Source organism: Bacillus sp. FJAT-50079, assembly GCF_018343515.1.
Taxonomy (GTDB): Bacteria; Bacillota; Bacilli; order Bacillales; family Bacillaceae_C; genus Lederbergia.
The window spans coordinates 73,957-92,226 of sequence record NZ_JAGYPD010000004.1 but is presented as its reverse complement, the minus strand read 5'-3'; the positions used below and the strand labels follow the sequence as shown (position 1 = coordinate 92,226).

The following is an 18,270-nucleotide window of genomic DNA, read 5'->3' as shown; positions in this document are numbered from 1 at the left end:
TCTCTCCCTAAAATATTATTTTTCTGAACCGGCTGTAATTCCGCTAACTATATATTTTTGCATTAATAGGAACATGATTATAATAGGTGCCGCAGCTATAGTCGATACCGACATCAAGTTATCCCATTGTGTTCCATACTGGCCAATAAACTTCGTTAATCCCATCGTGAGGGGTCTTATTTTTTCATCCGTTGCTAATGTTAACGCAAAGATCAAATCTCCCCATGCGAAGAGGAAGCTGAATGTACCTACTGTCAAAACGGTCGGCTTTGTTAATGGCAGGATAATTCTAATGAAAGCCGTAAATGCATTACACCCATCTACTACTGCTGCATCTTCCAATCCTCTTGGTATTGATAAAAAGAACGGTCTCATCACAATGATTGCGAAAGGGAGTGCGGATGTAGTATTTCCAATAATTAATGCCCAGTAACTATTTAAAAGTCCTATTTTGCTAAACAGAATAAATAAAGGCATCGCCATCATAATCCCGGGAATCATTTGTGTAATCAATAATATTAATATGAAGATTGATGCTCCTTTTAATCGGAATCTTGCAAGAGCGTATGCACATGGTAAGGAGATTAGTAAAGTAAATATCGTCGTTCCCGTAGCAATAATGAAAGAATTCTTCAAGTATGGGAGTAAACTGCGATCTTCAAATAAATTTTTAATATAGGCATCAAATTGAATATGCTCAGGAATAATCATCGGCGGCGTCGCAAACACATCTTGGATTGGTTTGATAGACGTTGTTATCATCCAATAAATTGGAAATAGAAATACAGTTGTAAAGAAGATAGCGACTAGAAGGAGGCCATATTGTTTTGTTGTATACTTTCTCATGCCGACTCCTCCTTCTTAACCAAGTATAGATAGACAAGTGAAATACACATTAAAATAAACAAGATAATTGTTGCTACTGCACCGCTAGCCCCAAAATTAAAGTTAATAAACGCTTGTTCATATCCAAAGAATGGAAGTACTTGTGTCGCGTTAACCGGTCCTCCCCCAGTCATAATTAATATAATATCGAACACTTTAAATGTATAAATAATTCCAAGCACTAAAATAACATAAAGGGTAGACTTCATTAATGGCATCGTAATTTTTGTAAAAGTTTGTAGCTTATTAGCACCGTCAATCTTTGCAGCCTCATACACTTCTTCTGGCAAACTTTGAAGAGCGGATAAAATTAAGATCATATTGAATGGTATACCAACCCAAATGTTTGTAATAATAACTGATGTTAGAGCTGTACTTTCTTGTCCGAGCCAATTAACTGGTTCACTAATAATATGAAGATTCATTAATAAGTAATTAATCACACCATAGTCAACATCAAAAAGCCATTTAAACAATGTTCCAGTAATGACTAAAGGAGTCATCCATGCTAACAGAAGAATGGATCTAAAAAAGTTTCTAAACGGGAAATCTTGGTTGAAAAATAGTGCTAATAAATAGCCGATAATTACTTGAAAAAAAATACAGGCAACCGTATATATAAATGTATTTTTAAGCGCAATCAAAAACTTTTCAGATTGTACAACTTCGATATAATTTTGAAGTCCTATAAATGGACCGCCTTCTTTTAAATTCAAAATTGTTAAGTCTTGGAAACTAACAACGATATTATAAATAATAGGATAAATCATAAAGCATATAACAAAAATAATCGCGGGTACCATAAATAGATAAAGTGGCAAGCTTTTTTTCATTGTGTCGTACATGTCGAACCTCCTTTAACTAAATAGGAGGGGAATTTCCTCCCCTATTTATTTCTTCGGTAGCAGTGGCTCAATTTTCTTCGCTGTATCGTCCATTACTTTATTGATGTCTTCGCCAGTCATAGCGCGTTGAATTGCTTCTTGAACATTGCTGGAAATCTCAGGATACTTTGTTCCATACGCACGTGGTTTTGCCGTTTTTAATTGCTCCATAAAAACCTTTACGTTTTCGTCTTTTTGCCATGTATATTGTGAATCGGATCCAATGTCTTCCCTACTTGGTAATCTTCCACCCAATTCATGCATCGGCCCTAAAATTTCCGGTTGTTGCGTCCACATTAAGAAATCCCATGCCTCTTTTTTATTTTGTGAATTGGCGGTAATTGCCCAGTTTTCTCCTCCCAAAACAGAAGCTGGATCCTTGTCAGAAGGCATGAGAAAAACTCCCCAATTTATATCCTTTGATTGCTCTTCTAATACAGGAATTTGCCAAGGTCCGTTTTCCATCATCGCTGCTTTTTGCGTTTGGAACTGAACTAAGACGTCCGATTGATCCCAGTTGATCATATTTTTTGATAATGATCCGTCGTTTATCATCGTTTGGATGAAGGTCATTGCATTTTTTGCCTCAGGACTATCAAAAGAATCTAAATCTGCGCCTGCTTGCCATAAATAGGGCAAGAATTGAAATGTACCTTCTTCACTTTTTTTCCCAGACATTGCAAAGCCTTTTACGTCTCCGTTCGTTAATTTCTTCGCAGCTTCGGCAAATTCGGCCCATGTTTTAGGAGTTTCAGTGATGCCAGCTGCTTCAAATAAATCTTTGTTATAATAAATTGCCAATGCGTTGCTGTTATTTGGAATACCATAAAATTTATCATTCAATTTTGCTGAATCTATTGCTCCAGGGTAATACTTATCCGCTTGTCCCCATTCTTCCACTTCCTTCGTTATATCAGCAAACACACCTGCTTCTGCAAAAGATTGATGATCTGGGTTATCAATCACTACAATATCTGGCAAGTCGTTTCCTGCTATACCTTGAAGAAGCTTCGTCTTAAGGTCCGCAAATGGGATATATGTTCTCTCAAATTTAATGTTTGGATGATCTTTTTCATATTGTTCAATAAGTGCTTTTTGTTCCCTATCTGATGAGGAATCAGGAGCTAAGTAGTCCCAAATGGTTATTACAACTTGTCCATCCGCTTTGTTATTATCCGGTTTGCTTGAGTCAGTATTATTACAAGCCGCTAATAGGATTAAACATAAAAAGCCTAGAAACAAAAATATTTTCTTTTTCATATAAGATATCTCCCTTAATTAAATAATTTCAAAGTTTTACGCTTTTCCCATAAATTCATCCATTTGAATTTCTTTTGCTTGTTTTATAGATTCCAACGCTGCACCAACGATCGCAAAGCTCTTAATATTATCAGCCAAATCCGTTACAGGCTTTCTGTTTTCCTTCATTGCTTGAACCATTTCGTATATTGAATACTCACGATCTTCAAATTTCATAGGATCTACTTGGAGTTTTTCAGTCGTTCCATCCTCATAAGTTACTAAAGGTATGTCATCCATTAATTCAATGACACCTTTTTCACCAACTAGTTTACATTCACCGTTCCAAGGTGTTTCTTTTCCTCTAGTAACCCATGTTCCAAAATAGTTGATCAGAATATCGTCAAAATTCATAATCGCACTAGCCGTGCTGTTTCCATTAAACCAACTCCATGATGGCTTCATGCTTTTGGCAAAAATCGTTGATAGTTCAACACCTAAAATATGGCGCATTAAGTCAAAGTGATGGATGCTCATATCTTCGATCAATATTTCACTATATTGATCTCTCCAACCGCCAAATTTTGTCGCTCGACGGAAATTCCATTCGACAAAATTTACTTTTCCAATCAGACCCTCATTTAGAGCTTTTTTGATTGCTTCTATTTCCGGTCTCCAACGATAGTTTTGACTAATCATAATAAATTTTTCATATTGTTCCGACTTCTTCAAAAGTTCTAATGCATCGGCAAATGTATGTGCAATTGGCTTTTCCATGAATACATTTAAGTTATGTTCCAATGCATCAAGTGCTAACTTTTTATGCGTTTGCGGTGGAGTGATAATGACCGCGATATCTGCCTCTACTTTCGAAAAGGCTTCCAAATGATCAGTAAAATACTCTACCGAACTATTTTTTAGAAACCCTTCAGCATTTTTTAGATTCTCCGAATTTACATCTACGACTGCTACAAGTTCTATGTCCTCAAATCGATCTAATATTTCAAGCCAAGATATGCCAAATCCCCCAGCACCGACTTGAATGGCTTTATATTTACTCATACGCACTCTCCCTATTACTGAATTTTCAATATTTTGATGGACGTATATCATTTTTATTTAAAAAAAATGTACATCACTGGAAGCGCTTCACAACCATACTTTAAATCATAGGATGATGTACGTCAATCATTTTTTTAATTTTTATCAAAATTTATGTAATATTGTGCATTTGCTTTCGTTACGATTTCCAATTTAATGATTGTTTCAGCATTTAATTCCTTATCTCCTTGTAATAAGTAATCGAATACATTTTGTACGGTTATCATCGCTTGGCTCGCTGGATCTTGGCATATAGTGGCCCTAACAATTTGCCTTTCAATATATTGATAAATTTTTTCACTCATGTCATGTCCGATCAATATTTTGGAATCGTTATATTGATTTTCATGAAGATATTCCGCAATTTCTCCTAAAATCCCATTTGCCACATAAATAGCATTTGTTGAACGCAAAATTTCTTTTTTCCACACTTCATCTAGTTGAATATGATCACTAATGACAGGAATCGTCTTTATCTTAATATTTAATCCATTGAATTGAAAATAGTCCCTAAAGCCTTTTTCTTTATTCGCCATTTGGAAAGAATCCTCATCTTCCCTAATTAAAATTACTTCATTTAATTCTTTAGCAAAAAGATAAATCAACTCCGCTGCCAAAAAACCTGCCTGATAATAATCTCCACCTACAAATGAGATTCGATTACTTTTCGGTACATCATTATTTAATGTGAATATAGGAATTCCCCTTTGGATGCCTTCATTGATTACTTCAGTAAACGGATCCGCATCGATCGGAGATATTACAAGCGCATCATAAGGATTATTTTCAATCATTTTTTTGATATAATTGATTTGTCTTTCCTTCGGTAGAGCCTCAACTCTATGAATATGAGCACCGAAACCAAAATCCGCATATAGTTCAGCAGATTTTTCAATCGCCTTTTCAACCTCATCCCAAAAATACTCTGGAAGAACGGGTAGTATAAACCCTACTTCTGTTCTTTTTTGGGTTGATAAAAATTTCGCCGCTGTATTCGGGCGATACCCTAATTCATCAGCCTTCTCCTTGACTCGCTTAATTGTTTTTTCACTTACTCCTTTTCTATTGTTCAACACTCGATCAACTGTTGCTGTTGATACCCCCAACTCTTCCGCGATCATCTTTGCCGTGATTTTTCCTTGCATTTTTACCACCTACTTTTTTGATAGATTACATTCCTGTTTCCATAGCCTAGGTTCCATCTAATCATATATTATTTTATTAATATAGTCACAAGCACATATTGCAATATGATGATGAAAACATTCCCGCAATGTACAAATCCATTATTCATCAACTTCAAAAAAAGCAGAAGGATACCGCAATTCTCCTTTAATGCGATTAAGTTCCCCTGCCCGAAGTTCACAAACCATAAACACCTCTTCCGGGACATCGAATTGTTTTAAATCTACTCCATATTGTTTGGCCTGCTTGAAGCCGAACTTCGGATAATACGTTGGATGTCCAATCAAAAAAACTAAGTCATAGCCTAATTCCTTTGCTCTTTTCAATCCTTCATTCACCAACATACGGCCAATCCCTTTTTGCTGCCATACGGGTTGTACAGCAATTGGTGCTAATGTAAGCACATCATGCTCGTTTCCCTCTCCACTTACTTTTGCTTTACTTAATACAATATTACCTACAATTTCACCATCCTTTTCCGCTACAATCGAAAGCTCAGGTATAAAGCCTTTTGATTTTCGAATGCGTTCAATCAATTTAGATTCATCTTCCCGCTGATCAAAAGCCTGATAATTTATATGAAAAACTGCACTATAGTCCGCGGGTGTTTCTGTCCGAATGATCATATTGTCACTACTTTCTATTATATAAATTTAGAGTAATTACTCTTTTTTCCATCTATTTCTTTTCAAAAACTACAATCAAAAACGTTGCAATTGGTCCAAAAAGCAGGGAGAGTAAAAACCAATTTAATCCGCTTCGGTTTTTAGATTGTGCCAAACCAGCATTAATAAGCGCCAATGTTCCCCAGCCAACAAAATAACTATTACTATCCATCACAATCACTCCTTCTCTTACGGATACGTTCTAATCGAATAATAAGTTTCATTTATACAAGGCGCATCTAGTACCTTGTTCTCTTTTAGTCTTTGATAGGACTTTACTCTCTAAAGTAATGTTACAATATATATCAATAATCTGTTAATAGAAGACTCTGTTTGAAAAAAATTCGCGAACAAGCTTTGATTTCATACATATTGCCAATGATTCCGGCACTTATTGTTTTATTCATGCCTGACTATGACAAACAACTCGGATTGCTCACAATAATCAATTTTTACACCTTCTGTTTCTTTTTTCCATTCCCGCTTTTAACAATTCTTTCTGGCCGTATCCTCTGCAGATCATCCTTATTGTAATTTTCATCAGAGTTCGAATCAGCCAATCATTGCATCAAAGGACTGTGAAAGGGATCCTCCACTAAAGTCGTATGTATTTATCATTACTCAGTCATTCTAGTGCCGAACTGTGGAGGAGGAAGTATTGCTAAGGCTAGCTTATCGTTGATTTACTTGGTCAATCAGCTGGATCGCTGCTATTTTCCATTGTTCTTTATTTATCAGCATGAGGATATTCATACAGCTACATCTCACATGTGAAGGAAGGATTATTTTAACTTAATGCTGATGAATTTGGCATTTCATATTTTTAGTGATACCGAAACCAAGGAAACCATTGTCCTTGGTTATTTTTCAAGATAAATAATTCACCTAATGAAGCACTTTGTGCAGGAAGAAGGTGCGGGAATCTGATTCTGACAAACCACGAATGATTTGCCACGTTTTCCCCGCAAAAGTGAACAGCCATATCTCGGTAAATTTTTTCGTATCCACTTAGGTCTACCATCGGGCTTAACACCTCAACTCTCCACTCTTTATATTCAGTACGGTCGTCATACATTTCTGGAATGATCGTTTGTAATGCTCGGAGTAAATCCTCTTTTTCTTGGCTACTCGTTTTCATTATTTCTTCGGCTTTTGGACAGTTTATTCCGTATTCTTTTGCCATGATTGAAGTAGGTGTGACTGCATAGAGAAAAATACTTATAATTAACACTATCTTTTTCATATAATCCCTCACATAAATCGTATTAAATGATTGATTCGACCTAATATTGTATAATAATTATTATTAAGAGAAAGGGAGTTGTATCAATGGAGGCGTTAAAGCTTTTTAAGTATTCACGTACTTCTACCTTGATCGCATTATCAAAGATTGATGAGAAAGAATGGGACGTGCAACCTTCCGGATATCCGAACACCGTCCGCTGGAATGCAGGCCATGTATATTTTACTGCTGAAGAATTTCTAAATAAAGCCGATCATAAGTATAAAATCACTCATCCAGAATGGAAAGACCTTTTCTTGGATGGTACACACCCGGACGATTGGAACGATCAAGCACCATCTACTTCAGAAATTATTGAAGCATTGAAAAAGCAGGAAGATCGGATTTTCACCTTTTTTGAAAGTAAAATGAATAATGCGGCCTCTGAAGTCCTCGATATCCGCTCACTTATGTTAGATACGGTTGAATCCTCACTTCAATTTGTCACTTGGCATGAAGGTATTCACCTCGGCATCATCAAATCATTGATCATTGCGCTCAAAGAAAAGTAAATTTACTTATAGTTTTACCTTAATGATGATTTATATAAACAAGGATAATCCCCTAACAGGAAGGGGATTATCCTTGTTTTGGCAAAATTTCAAATGTGTAGCGCTATCATTTAAAACAACATTATTCTCCAGTCTAAAAATAGCCCCTTTTGACCACTATTCCGTTTTATACTTGTATTTCCCCCATCCTTTTTTCCTATTTATGTATGAAAATCTTTAATCGAGTTTAAATAGTGCTACAATCTTTTATAATACTTTCTATTTTACTGAGATAAGGAGACATTATGAAATTAAAACACTTTTTCCTATGGACTGTTTTCGTTTTCATCCTCACTGCCTGTGGTGATAAAACAGAGGTTGAAAAAAATTCAGTCTCAAATGAGCCCATTGCCCTAGATAAGGTAAAAACATCTGAAGAAGAAAAAGTATCTGAAGTTGAAGGTGAGAGTAAAAATAAAGCCAAGAACGAGACTGAAAAACAAACGATAGCTGAAGACATTGAGCCTGCCCCACTTCCGCAAACATTGGCTGAATTAGCTGCTTTGCCTTCCGGTTATACAGGTCCGCAGTTATTTGGCATTCATGAAGAAGACCATCCAATGCTGGATGAATTAACAGCACACCTGCCCGATATTTCTGGTGAACCCACAGAGGCACAGCTTAATCATTATTATAATGAAATATTGGCGGTTTTTCAGCATGATTTTATTGGTCCTGAGGAGCTCCTTGCCAAATTGCGCTTCCAGGCGATCGGCAATCCTGATATTGAAGATCCACGGATGCAATTTAAAGAAAATTTAAATGTACTTGTACTGCTAGATGCTTCTGGAAGCATGCGACAAGATCTTGGCGGAGAAACGCAAATGGCAGCAGCGAAAAAAGCAATCACTAATTTCGTGGAAGGCCTGCCTGCTGAAGCCAATGTTGGACTTCGAATTTATGGACATGAAGGTACAGGCAGTGATTCTGATAAAGCACGATCATGCGCAAGCAGTGATCTTATCTACCCAATAGGAAAATATGACAAGGCTGGCTTTCAAACTTCTCTAGAAAAAGCGCAGCCAGCGGGATGGACGCCGATTCAATTGGCGATCAACGAAGCTCAAAAAGATTTAGCAGAATTCCAAGGAGACCATAATACGAATATTGTTTATTTAGTCAGTGATGGAGTTTCTACTTGTGATGATGATCCTGTTGCCGCTGCAAAACAGCTGTACGAATCCGATATTACACCTATTGTTAACGTGATCGGCTTTAATGTCGACAACGAAGGACAAACACAATTAAAAGAAGTAGCAAAAGTAACAGAGGGAACATATGAAGACGTGCAAAATGCAGAGAGTCTGCAAAACGAGTTAGATCAAATGAAGGAAATTGCAAAAAGCTGGGAAAAGTGGAAAAAACAAAAAGAACAAGGGATAAGTCATGATAGGATTAAAAACGATCTTGATATTTTTGTCTATGAATCAAAGGAATACAAAAAAAGAGTGGATGAAGGCAGTCAAATTGGAACTGCTTTACAATATTTATACCAACAACGAAAATTAATGTCCCGTGAAAGCCATGACTACTTAAGAAAAAGAAATTCTGAATACCATAATTGGATTGAAGAAGAATATATACTTTTAAAAAGAGAATTAAAAGATCTTAATGAAATGAAGATTGGAGAAGCTCTTCAATTAATCGAAGAAAAGTTTAATCAAAATGTGCCGGGAGATTCCTAATATAGGAATCTCTTTTTTACACAATCGCTAAATCGGAATAGAAAAACCTTTTCTTAGATAGAATGCATCGTGATGAATGGAACAAACAAGTGCCATTTGCTTCATATATTATCGAAACATCAAAAATTAGAAAGATTGAATTATTAGCTTTTTTGGAGGTCAAATGGAAAATACGACTTCCGATATCCGCTAGTCGAATCCTCATTGCAATTTAGGCCATTCACCTCGGCATCATCAAATCATTGTTCATTGCGCTTAAGTAAACGCAAATTTTCTCATAGTTTCTCTATAAAAAAAGCTGTCCGAATGTGGACAGCCTTTTTATATTCACATTGTAACAATAATCATCGTAATAAATAAAATCGCTAAATAATTAACTGAATAAAGAAACATCACGTACGCCCATTTGATGTTATCTTTAACAAAAAAGCCACGAATGCTAATAACGAGCCAAACGAGAGTTAAAAATGTAGCGAAGCCAATAAAAAACGTACCAAGCGACTTTAGAAAAAATGGAATGGGCAATAAGCAGACAATATAGACGACATTATGCCATTTCGCCACGGTAAAGCCGCGAACGACCGGAAGCATCGCAACGCCAGCTCTTTTATAATCATCATGCTTTCTTATTGCAATCGCATAGGTATGCGGCATTTGCCAAATAAAGATAATCAAAGCTAGCATCATTGGCACGATATGAAAACTCGAATCAATCGCGGCCCAACCAATTAATGGAGTGACTGCTCCAGAAACACTACCAATGACCGTATTGATCGTATATTTCCGTTTCGACCACATCGTATATGGGAAAACATAAACAACCCAGCCTATAAAAGCATAGATCGTTGCCTCAAACGTCGTAAACAACATGAAAATGAAGCCAACAGCGCTTAGTGCGATTCCGAGGATAAGAACGGAGCGTAAGGAAAAGTTCCCTGTAACCGTTGGACGATTTTTCGTTCGTTCCATGACGGAATCAATATCGACATCATACCAATTATTTAGGACAAGCGCTCCCGCCATCACCAACGTACTTCCAAGCATCGTTAGTACAAATACATTCCAATTTGCGAAGAATGAAGCATTTGTAAAATAAATGGCTAACCAAAACCCTGTAAGAACAGGCAATACATTAACGATTAATACAATTAATTTAAAAAGTGATTTTACATCGGCTAAAAATGTAGAGGACTTTTTTTCATCCATAAAACCTACCTCCGCCGGAGAAGGCATTTTCACATTTGTCAAAAACAATCCACTCCTATGAAAAACAGTTCGAAAGAATCATATACAATACTTACAATATAACACTTCTCTACATTAAAGATAAATAGTTGCCGTGACTTTGTACGAAAAACTTCATAATTAACTTTTTCCAGAACAAAAGCGCAAGCGCCCGTTTAGCGACGTACTTCCTTTCGCGATTCTGACGAGATTCTATGAGATCAACGGCTAAAACTGCCACGTCCTGTGGCAACGCCGTTGTAACCTGCATCGTGCAGGCCTAAACACGGCTTCGATAGAGCCGATGTTGACTTATCGTAGGAAAAAGAGTGAAGTTTGCTAGTCGCTGGGCGACTGGAGCTAGACGTAGATTGCTCCAGTTGAAATTGTCTATAAGCAAGTATTTTATCATTTCCTAGATAATAAAAAAGCCAACTTTCCCATCTTAAGAGAAAGTCGGCAAACATAGGCGCATCATTATTTAACAATTAACACCGGGCATTTTACCCGCTTTGCCACCTTATGACTTACACTTCCAAGTACCATCTCTTGAAGCGTATTTAAACCGCGGCTACCGATAATCACCATACTACATGATTGTTTATTCGCATATTCGACAATAGTTGGACCTGGTTCACCATGAAGCATCGTCAATGTATGAGTGATTTTTGCCTGTTTAAACACCTCTTCAACAGGCTGCAGCTTTTTATATCGTTCTAATTCAAGTTCTTCTGCGCTCCGGCTTTGAAGAACTTCCGATTTAACCCTCGAATAATCGATCACATAAACAATCTCTACCGTTGCTTGCGATAATTGCGCAAGTTTTGCTGCTTCTTCCGCTGCACGTACCGAGTTTTCCGATCCGTCAGCGGCTAATAATAACCTCTCATACATTCCATTCCCCGCCTTTCCGCCAGTATACTAGTTTTCTAAATTACTATGGACAGTCAATCGTTTAAGCAGTTTCGAGCTCGGTTGATTTAAGCCAGAAATTGTAGCCGTGATCCCGTTTTCTCGTAATCTAAGGATGATTTTATCAATAGCCGCAACACCTGAATCATCCCATACATGTGCTTGACTAAAATTAATTTCTACTTCCTTTTCCTCACTGTTTACATTAACTGCCGCAACGAGCGCATCAACCGATGCAAAAAATACTTGCCCTTTTACTTCATATACCCGTTTTTTTCCGATTACATTCGTCGTCACTCTTAATTTTGATATTTTTGCAACAAAGAAGACCGCACTTAAAAGAACACCAGCTAAAACACCTTTTGACAAATCGTTTGTTGAAAGTACGGTAATAACTGTAACAATCATGACAATTGAATCGGTTAGCGGCGCTTTCCGCAACACTCTGAATGTCGACCAATCAAACGTACTTACACATACCATCAACATCACACCAACAAGTGCTGCCATTGGAATCCGGAAAACAACATCCTTTAATACAATAATCAATACCATGAGAAAGGCCCCTGCAACAAATGTAGATAATCTACCTCTACCACCAGATTTAATATTGATAACAGATTGACCAATCATTCCGCAGCCAGCCATTCCGCCAAATAATCCCGATACGATATTTGCCAGCCCTTGTCCGCGTGCTTCCATATTTTTATTACTTTCTGTACTTGTCATATCATCAACAACAGATGCCGTTAATAATGACTCAAGCAACCCAACAATCGCAAGTGAAATCGCATATGGAAAAATAATTTTCAGCGTCTCGAGATTCAATGGAACGTCGGGTATGAAAAATGATGGTAATGTAGATGGTAAGTTCCCAATATCACCAACCGTTTTCACATCACTTTTTGTTAAAACAGCAATAATTGTAATAACGATAATCGCTATGAGTGAAGATGGAACAATTTTCGTTACTCGTGGGAATAGATAAATAATAACTAATGCCCCCACTACCATTGCGTACATCACCCATGTTTCCCCAACGAAATGCCGCAATTGGGCAATAAAAATAAGAATAGCTAATGCATTCACAAACCCCATCATGACAGAGCGTGGAATATACTTCATAAAACGGGTTAATTTACATAATCCAATAACCACTTGCAGGATCCCCGTTAAAATCGTTGCTGCGAACATATACTGAATGCCATGATCTGCAACAAGGCTCACCAACACAAGCGCCATCGCTCCTGTTGCTGCTGATATCATCCCAGGTCTGCCACCGACAAGTGCAATCATCACCGCAATACAAAAAGAAGCATACAACCCAACCATTGGATCAACACCAACAATAAAAGCAAAGGCGATCGACTCAGGAATCAATGCAAGAGCCACAACAATCCCTGAAAGGATATCTCCTCTAATATTGCCGATCCATTGTTCTTTTAATGATAAAACCCGCAAAAAAACACCCCATTCATTAAAAATAGACCTCGAACTCTCATCGAAGTCAAGCTTATATGATTATATCATAGATCGAACTGTTGTGATTGAAGTTTTTTTTAGAGGTTAGCTTGAAGTGGGGCAGAATGATTCATTGATCTTTATTACCGGATGAAGGCAAAAAAGCCGAACTCGATTCGAGTTCAGCCTTTTTACTTATAAACATATGCCTTGGCGTTGGATTTTCGAGCCCGTTGCTTTCTAGCTCCTCTAAAATCGATGACAGTCACCCGAGGCTTAACTTAACTTATAGAAGTGAGACTTCTGCTAATTCGAGTTAAAATATAAATGCTTGTCCTACTTCGTATTTCTCATCTTCTAATACAAGAATACCCTTTTCTTGTGGAGCATTTGGAAGCTCTAGCTCACGGGCTGCGCAAATCATTCCGCTGGATGGAACGCCACGTAGTTCAGCATCTTTAATTAGCATTCCACTAGGCATCACTGCACCAACTTTTGCGACAACGACTTTTTGACCTGCGTCAACATTCGGTGCGCCGCAAACGATTTGCAACACTTCTGTCCCTACATCTACTTTACATACACTTAGCTTATCGGCATTTGGATGCTTTTCTTTCTCCTTAATATAGCCAACAACAAATTTCGGTGAAAAATCAGCCTCTATTTTTTCATCGAACTCATTTTTCACTAGCGCATCATTGATCTTGGCAACGATCTCTTCGTTCAGCTCCACTTGTCCGTTTGCATCAAGTTCAACATATGAAGATGCTTGGAAAAGATTAAAACCGCCCGTTTCGTTTGTCTTTTCATCGTATATACGAGCGACATCCCCCTTACGATCAAATGCTACATGTTCAATTTCTTTTAATGTAATAATCAGCGTATCACCGATTCCTTTTTGGTTATAAAAAACGTTCATTGTTTCTTCCCCTTTCATTGATCCACTCTACGATTTTTCCCCATTATAAAAATAGGGTCAAGCTTGCCATCCTCATAAATAAACGATAGCGCTGTGATCGGAACATTCCCCGATGCGAAAAAGCTCATCGTCATTTGCTGTAACACATCATAGCCTGTTTCATTACGAATATCGGCAATAATCAGCACATCTTGGTGTGGAACAGCTACCGCCATATCTCCTTCAATAACGGCTGCCTGTTCTTGTAAAAACTTCTCATTTAAAATTCGGCTGCCGTCATAGCCATCATTCGTATTGAGAAAATAAAAAACATTCCCGGCCACGGTATCTTTTTTCATATTAGTCGATAAAGAACGAACATTAAAGCGAGCCATTTCGCGAATCTCTTGCGGATCAAGCCCCTCTTTCTCAATTAACCTTTCATCAAGCAGACGATATGTATTACCAAGATCGAGCGCATAATAAATTCTCGTTTCGGCCGTATGATCATCCGTCATAAACTTGATGCCCTCGTCTGATTCGGTCGGAAAAGATGTAGAACGAATAACCGGATAAATTTTCTTTTCGCTGCCAGCTACCTGTTGTTCTTTCCCCATGACCTGCAATGCTTCTTCCACATAGTAAACAACTTCATCAATCGCTTTTTCCTTTTGCGTGTGCCATTTCGCTACGATTCCAGGTAAGGATACATCAATCCCTTTACCTGTTTCTTCATTTTCAATCCGAAAATTTTCTTTTTCACGATTATATATGAATACCCTGCCAGATTTTTGTAAGCGACTTTCAAGCTCTTTTCGTAATTTACTTTCATTCATTTTTGACATCGTTCACCCCTCCTTGGGCTAAAATAAGCTACCTACCATTCTACAACAAACTCGTTCATCGCTCAAAGAAAGAGGAATGTTAAAATAAATTGATTTCTTTAAAACTTTTATGAATTTAATTTCGTTAAAGCTAACGAGGTGAAAAGATTGATTCCTGATTATGACTTAATTCAAGAAATTAAAAATGGTAGCCATTCTGCAATGGAAGTACTCGTGAAACGCTATTACAAACAAATATATGCGTTTGTTTACAGACGTACTGGGGATAAAGATACGGCTTACGATTTGACTCAAGAAATTTTTATTAAAATGATGAAATCCATTTCGACCTACAAGGAAAGGGCTCAATTTAAAACGTGGCTTTACACACTTGCAGTCAATCATTGCAATGATTACTTTCGCTCAAAAGCATTTCAAGTAGCAAAATTAACTGAAGAAATGAATGATTCCTCGGCGTCTCCCGTCGATGTTCCTTTTATTTTCGAAAGAAAAGAAAAACGCCGTGAACTAATCACAGCGATTAAAACATTGCCTGATTATCAATGTAACACAATTCTTTTAAGATATTATCATGATTTTACAATCAAAGAAATTGCCGGAATCATGAAAACGAATGATTCAACCGTAAAGTCAAGGCTGCGGCAAGGATTGGAAAAGTTGAAAGGTATTCTACAAAGAGGTGATGACAATGACGAAGTTTACAGATCATGAGTTGGAGGAATGGTTTTCCGAATTTAGCGTTGAATATCCGGATGAGGAGAAAGTAGAAGATACAATGATTGTATTGCATCAATTCGTTCCAAAGAAAAAAACAGCTCCGTACACCAAACTGATTCCTGCACCATTAAAAAATGCTTGGATCGAATCATTACAGTTTTCACATTCATTTTGGATAAGTAATCTTCTTTACTTAGCATTAGGGTTATGTTTAGTATTCCTTGTAAACGGCGATCCGTATATAACACTTTTATTTGTTGCTCCATTGCCAATCTTAGTTGGGCTAATTGAAATATTCCGTAGCCGAGATGAAGGACTAATTGAGTTGGAATTATCATGTACATTCTCTCCTACTCATATTATCCTTTCAAAACTTATGGTCGTTGGTTTTTTTAATCTCGCATGTACACTTTTTCTTATTAGCGTTTTTCATTATTGGGCTGAACCAATTGTTCTAATCAAATTATTGCAATTTTGGGCCGTTCCATACTCCGTAACAATCGCTATTAGTTTATTTTTATCACTTAAATTTAAGGCGATGTTTGCGATCCCTATTACAATTTTTATATTAGTATTATTCGAGCTATTTATCGTCAAAATCAAAAATATTGATCTGCTATTACCATCAGGTTTAGCTATTACCATTGTTTGTTGCGCTCTCATTGGAATTGGACTTTCAATTAAAATGATTCAAAAAGGAGTTTATCATGAATTTAATCATTAATAATTTATCAAAACGGTATGGACAATATTTAGCTTTAAATAATATTTCATGCCAATTTACAAATGGAGTATACGGGATTTTAGGTGCGAATGGGTCGGGAAAAACGACACTCATGAGAATATTAGCTACGGTTGTAAAGCCAACTGAAGGCTCTATTCGCCTAAATGATGTAAATATTTTTGAGCTTGGGGACGATTATCGTGATTTAATCGGCTATCTTCCCCAACATATCGGTTTGTATAAAAATTTTACCGCCGAGAAATTCCTCCATTATATTGCCGCCTTAAAAGGATTGGACAAACAATATGCGTCATTAAAAATAGAGGAACTTTTACAACTTGTAAACCTTACACACGTTCGTAAAAAGAAAGTCGGATCATTCTCTGGAGGAATGAAACAACGGATTGGGATCGCCCAAGCATTATTAAATGATCCGAAAATCTTAATCGTTGATGAACCAACAGCTGGACTTGACCCAAAAGAAAGAATTCGTTTCCGTAATTTATTATCGTCCATTAGTCGAGACAGAATTGTTTTATTATCCACACATATCGTCTCAGATATTGAATTTATTGCCAAGGAAATTATTATTTTAAAAGCAGGGAAGTTATTGCATCAACGCGACCCACAAGAACTACTTCAAGAAATGGAAGGTAAGGTATGGCTCGTTACAGCAGACGACCATGATATTCCAAAATACCAGTCTGAATTTAAGGTTGGAAATATGATTCGAACAGAGGACGGAGCTGAGTTGCGAATTATTAGTGATGAGCAACCTTCAAATCATGCTGTTGCAACAAAACCAAATTTAGAAGATTTATATTTGTATTTTTTTGAGGAGGATCAACATGTTGCCATTGCTCAAGTTTGAATTGTATAAAATCTATCGGCAAAAAAGTATTTATCTATTATTTACATTGCTATTAGTTATTATTAGTCTAGGACTTCACATGGACCGCGACCGTGAACGAGATGTTTATCTTTTATATAAGCCATGGGAAGGTAAAATTACCGAGGGTAAAATCGCACAATTAAAGAAATTTAAAATAGAAATAGAGAAAAAGTCTGAAAATGGAACAGGTACTTGGAGTTTGGAAGATCAAGTGCGATACGGGATTTCCGAAAGCTTTAGCTCTCGAAAACAAAATGCCGAAATGAGAGCTCAAGAGATTACAATGTTAACAAATACAACTGATCTTTCCACATCTTCTTTTGAGAAAAGGAATACTGAATTACATAAAAAATTATTATCTACGATCGACACATCCCTATTTTATTATCAAAAAGGGCCGAGTCAAATGATCGATATGATATACACATTTGGCTTTGTCATCACGGCCTTTATGTTAATCATCGGTATCTCACCGATATTCTCAAAAGAATATAGCTCTGGGATGGATCAATTTTTACTAAGCTCAAAATATGGTCGGTCAAAGGCAGTGACAGCAAAATTGCTTGCGGCAATGATTTTCACTCTACCTGTAATAGTTGGCTGGATCGCATATAGTGTGGCCACCTCCTTGTATGCATACGGAAATCACGGATGGAATGCACCATTACAATCAATACACGCGCATTATTATGCACCATATCCACTTACATTAGGCGAATCCTATGTCATAATGTTGTTTATGCATACGATCGCAGCTATTAGCTTTGCACTCATTATTGTGTTCGTATCAGCGATATGCAAACGAGTGCTTACTTCACTGCTCGTATCAGGATTTATATTTGGTATCCCTTTTGCCATCAATGTTATTCCAGGGCTTAATTGGCTGGAAGAAGTTGCTTGGAGCAAAAGCTTATTAAATCTGTCGACGTATCATTTAATGAAAGTGAAAAATCAGTGGCTTGATTTTAGCACCTTTAATCTAATTGGATATCCTATTCTATACCCAATCGTAGCTGTAGTGTTTTCATTAACGACTATTATGGTCTTTATTTATTTAACGAAATGGGTCATGAAGAAAAAACAAGTAACAATGTAATACTTGAATGAATCAAGAAGAAAT

The 18,270-nt window shown here is 36.9% G+C and carries 19 protein-coding genes; 6 read left to right on the top strand and 13 right to left on the bottom strand.

Features of this window, described 5'->3' with window-relative positions; translation table 11 throughout:
* Nucleotides 1–15: 15 nt before the first annotated feature.
* The 8 genes from KHA95_RS11420 to KHA95_RS11385 form a co-directional block, all read right to left on the bottom strand.
* Nucleotides 16–846: a carbohydrate ABC transporter permease gene (locus KHA95_RS11420; RefSeq protein ID WP_213137636.1), complete on the bottom strand. Its 831-nt coding sequence runs from the start codon at nt 844–846 to the stop codon at nt 16–18.
* A complete protein-coding gene (locus KHA95_RS11415; RefSeq protein ID WP_213137635.1) occupies nt 843–1,730 on the bottom strand; it encodes a carbohydrate ABC transporter permease in 888 nt (295 codons plus the stop codon). The genes KHA95_RS11420 and KHA95_RS11415 overlap by 4 nt, the downstream gene beginning before the upstream one ends.
* 45 nt (nt 1,731–1,775) lie before the next feature.
* Nucleotides 1,776–3,029, bottom strand: coding sequence for an ABC transporter substrate-binding protein (locus KHA95_RS11410; RefSeq protein ID WP_213137634.1), 1,254 nt, complete (start codon nt 3,027–3,029; stop codon nt 1,776–1,778).
* Between the two features lie 36 nt (nt 3,030–3,065).
* Entirely contained in the window at nt 3,066–4,070 is a 1,005-nt protein-coding gene (locus tag KHA95_RS11405; protein ID WP_213137633.1) for a Gfo/Idh/MocA family protein, read from the bottom strand.
* 134 nt (nt 4,071–4,204) lie between these two features.
* On the bottom strand, nt 4,205–5,254 hold the full coding sequence (locus tag KHA95_RS11400) for a LacI family DNA-binding transcriptional regulator (RefSeq protein ID WP_213137632.1): 1,050 nt from the start codon (nt 5,252–5,254) through the stop codon (nt 4,205–4,207).
* A 141-nt stretch (nt 5,255–5,395) separates the two neighbouring features.
* Nucleotides 5,396–5,920: a GNAT family N-acetyltransferase gene (locus KHA95_RS11395; protein ID WP_213137631.1), complete on the bottom strand. Its 525-nt coding sequence runs from the start codon at nt 5,918–5,920 to the stop codon at nt 5,396–5,398.
* A 52-nt stretch (nt 5,921–5,972) separates the two neighbouring features.
* A complete protein-coding gene (locus tag KHA95_RS11390; protein ID WP_213137630.1) occupies nt 5,973–6,131 on the bottom strand; it encodes a hypothetical protein in 159 nt (52 codons plus the stop codon).
* A gap of 651 nt (nt 6,132–6,782) precedes the next feature.
* Nucleotides 6,783–7,202, bottom strand: a complete 420-nt coding sequence (locus KHA95_RS11385) for a hypothetical protein (protein WP_249316840.1) — start codon at nt 7,200–7,202, stop codon at nt 6,783–6,785.
* An 86-nt stretch (nt 7,203–7,288) separates the two neighbouring features.
* Between KHA95_RS11385 and KHA95_RS11380 the strand changes: the two genes are divergently transcribed.
* Both KHA95_RS11380 and KHA95_RS11375 read left to right on the top strand, forming a co-directional pair.
* Nucleotides 7,289–7,753 (top strand): DinB family protein, encoded by a 465-nt coding sequence (locus KHA95_RS11380; RefSeq protein WP_213137629.1) that lies wholly within the window; start codon nt 7,289–7,291, stop codon nt 7,751–7,753.
* Nucleotides 7,754–8,037: 284 nt separating this feature from the next.
* Entirely contained in the window at nt 8,038–9,477 is a 1,440-nt protein-coding gene (locus KHA95_RS11375) for a vWA domain-containing protein (protein ID WP_213137628.1), read from the top strand.
* A gap of 327 nt (nt 9,478–9,804) precedes the next feature.
* On the opposite strand, the gene cyoE is transcribed toward KHA95_RS11375, so the two are convergent.
* The 5 genes from cyoE to KHA95_RS11350 all read right to left on the bottom strand — a co-directional run bounded on the left by cyoE (nt 9,805) and on the right by KHA95_RS11350 (nt 14,808).
* On the bottom strand, nt 9,805–10,683 hold the full coding sequence (gene cyoE, locus KHA95_RS11370) for a heme o synthase (RefSeq protein WP_249316839.1): 879 nt from the start codon (nt 10,681–10,683) through the stop codon (nt 9,805–9,807).
* Nucleotides 10,684–11,178: 495 nt separating this feature from the next.
* Nucleotides 11,179–11,595 (bottom strand): universal stress protein, encoded by a 417-nt coding sequence (locus KHA95_RS11365; protein WP_213137627.1) that lies wholly within the window; start codon nt 11,593–11,595, stop codon nt 11,179–11,181.
* Nucleotides 11,596–11,622: 27 nt separating this feature from the next.
* Nucleotides 11,623–13,074, bottom strand: a complete 1,452-nt coding sequence (locus tag KHA95_RS11360) for a SulP family inorganic anion transporter (RefSeq protein WP_213137626.1) — start codon at nt 13,072–13,074, stop codon at nt 11,623–11,625.
* 316 nt (nt 13,075–13,390) lie between these two features.
* Nucleotides 13,391–13,993, bottom strand: a complete 603-nt coding sequence (ytpR, locus tag KHA95_RS11355) for a YtpR family tRNA-binding protein (RefSeq protein WP_213137625.1) — start codon at nt 13,991–13,993, stop codon at nt 13,391–13,393.
* Nucleotides 13,994–14,007: 14 nt separating this feature from the next.
* Nucleotides 14,008–14,808 (bottom strand): DUF1444 domain-containing protein, encoded by an 801-nt coding sequence (locus KHA95_RS11350; protein WP_213138068.1) that lies wholly within the window; start codon nt 14,806–14,808, stop codon nt 14,008–14,010.
* 156 nt (nt 14,809–14,964) lie between these two features.
* Between KHA95_RS11350 and KHA95_RS11345 the strand changes: the two genes are divergently transcribed.
* Genes KHA95_RS11345 through KHA95_RS11330 form a run of 4 tightly spaced genes read left to right on the top strand, consistent with a single transcriptional unit; the run spans nt 14,965 to nt 18,246 of the window.
* Nucleotides 14,965–15,528, top strand: a complete 564-nt coding sequence (locus KHA95_RS11345) for an RNA polymerase sigma factor (protein WP_213137624.1) — start codon at nt 14,965–14,967, stop codon at nt 15,526–15,528.
* Complete coding sequence (locus KHA95_RS11340) at nt 15,506–16,258, top strand: hypothetical protein (protein WP_213137623.1); 753 nt, start codon at nt 15,506–15,508, stop codon at nt 16,256–16,258. Before KHA95_RS11345 ends, KHA95_RS11340 begins: the two co-directional genes overlap by 23 nt.
* Entirely contained in the window at nt 16,242–17,129 is an 888-nt protein-coding gene (locus tag KHA95_RS11335) for an ABC transporter ATP-binding protein (protein WP_213137622.1), read from the top strand. Before KHA95_RS11340 ends, KHA95_RS11335 begins: the two co-directional genes overlap by 17 nt.
* Nucleotides 17,107–18,246: an ABC transporter permease gene (locus tag KHA95_RS11330; RefSeq protein WP_213137621.1), complete on the top strand. Its 1,140-nt coding sequence runs from the start codon at nt 17,107–17,109 to the stop codon at nt 18,244–18,246. The genes KHA95_RS11335 and KHA95_RS11330 overlap by 23 nt, the downstream gene beginning before the upstream one ends.
* Nucleotides 18,247–18,270 lie beyond the last annotated feature (24 nt).

What these genes read in the sequence shown, in the direction of transcription:
- KHA95_RS11415 (WP_213137635.1), bottom strand. Translation starts at nt 1,730, where the DNA reads ATGTACGACACAATGAAAAAAAGCTTGCCACTTTATCTATTTATGGTA.
- KHA95_RS11395 (WP_213137631.1), bottom strand. Translation starts at nt 5,920, where the DNA reads ATGATCATTCGGACAGAAACACCCGCGGACTATAGTGCAGTTTTTCAT.
- ytpR (WP_213137625.1), bottom strand. Translation starts at nt 13,993, where the DNA reads ATGAACGTTTTTTATAACCAAAAAGGAATCGGTGATACGCTGATTATT.
- KHA95_RS11330 (WP_213137621.1), top strand. Translation starts at nt 17,107, where the DNA reads ATGTTGCCATTGCTCAAGTTTGAATTGTATAAAATCTATCGGCAAAAA.
- cyoE (WP_249316839.1), bottom strand. Translation starts at nt 10,683, where the DNA reads ATGGATGAAAAAAAGTCCTCTACATTTTTAGCCGATGTAAAATCACTT.
- KHA95_RS11410 (WP_213137634.1), bottom strand. Translation starts at nt 3,029, where the DNA reads ATGAAAAAGAAAATATTTTTGTTTCTAGGCTTTTTATGTTTAATCCTA.
- KHA95_RS11420 (WP_213137636.1), bottom strand. Translation starts at nt 846, where the DNA reads ATGAGAAAGTATACAACAAAACAATATGGCCTCCTTCTAGTCGCTATC.
- KHA95_RS11390 (WP_213137630.1), bottom strand. Translation starts at nt 6,131, where the DNA reads ATGGATAGTAATAGTTATTTTGTTGGCTGGGGAACATTGGCGCTTATT.
- KHA95_RS11350 (WP_213138068.1), bottom strand. Translation starts at nt 14,808, where the DNA reads ATGAATGAAAGTAAATTACGAAAAGAGCTTGAAAGTCGCTTACAAAAA.
- KHA95_RS11385 (WP_249316840.1), bottom strand. Translation starts at nt 7,202, where the DNA reads ATGAAAAAGATAGTGTTAATTATAAGTATTTTTCTCTATGCAGTCACA.
- KHA95_RS11380 (WP_213137629.1), top strand. Translation starts at nt 7,289, where the DNA reads ATGGAGGCGTTAAAGCTTTTTAAGTATTCACGTACTTCTACCTTGATC.
- KHA95_RS11375 (WP_213137628.1), top strand. Translation starts at nt 8,038, where the DNA reads ATGAAATTAAAACACTTTTTCCTATGGACTGTTTTCGTTTTCATCCTC.
- KHA95_RS11335 (WP_213137622.1), top strand. Translation starts at nt 16,242, where the DNA reads ATGAATTTAATCATTAATAATTTATCAAAACGGTATGGACAATATTTA.
- KHA95_RS11400 (WP_213137632.1), bottom strand. Translation starts at nt 5,254, where the DNA reads ATGCAAGGAAAAATCACGGCAAAGATGATCGCGGAAGAGTTGGGGGTA.
- KHA95_RS11340 (WP_213137623.1), top strand. Translation starts at nt 15,506, where the DNA reads ATGACGAAGTTTACAGATCATGAGTTGGAGGAATGGTTTTCCGAATTT.
- KHA95_RS11365 (WP_213137627.1), bottom strand. Translation starts at nt 11,595, where the DNA reads ATGTATGAGAGGTTATTATTAGCCGCTGACGGATCGGAAAACTCGGTA.
- KHA95_RS11405 (WP_213137633.1), bottom strand. Translation starts at nt 4,070, where the DNA reads ATGAGTAAATATAAAGCCATTCAAGTCGGTGCTGGGGGATTTGGCATA.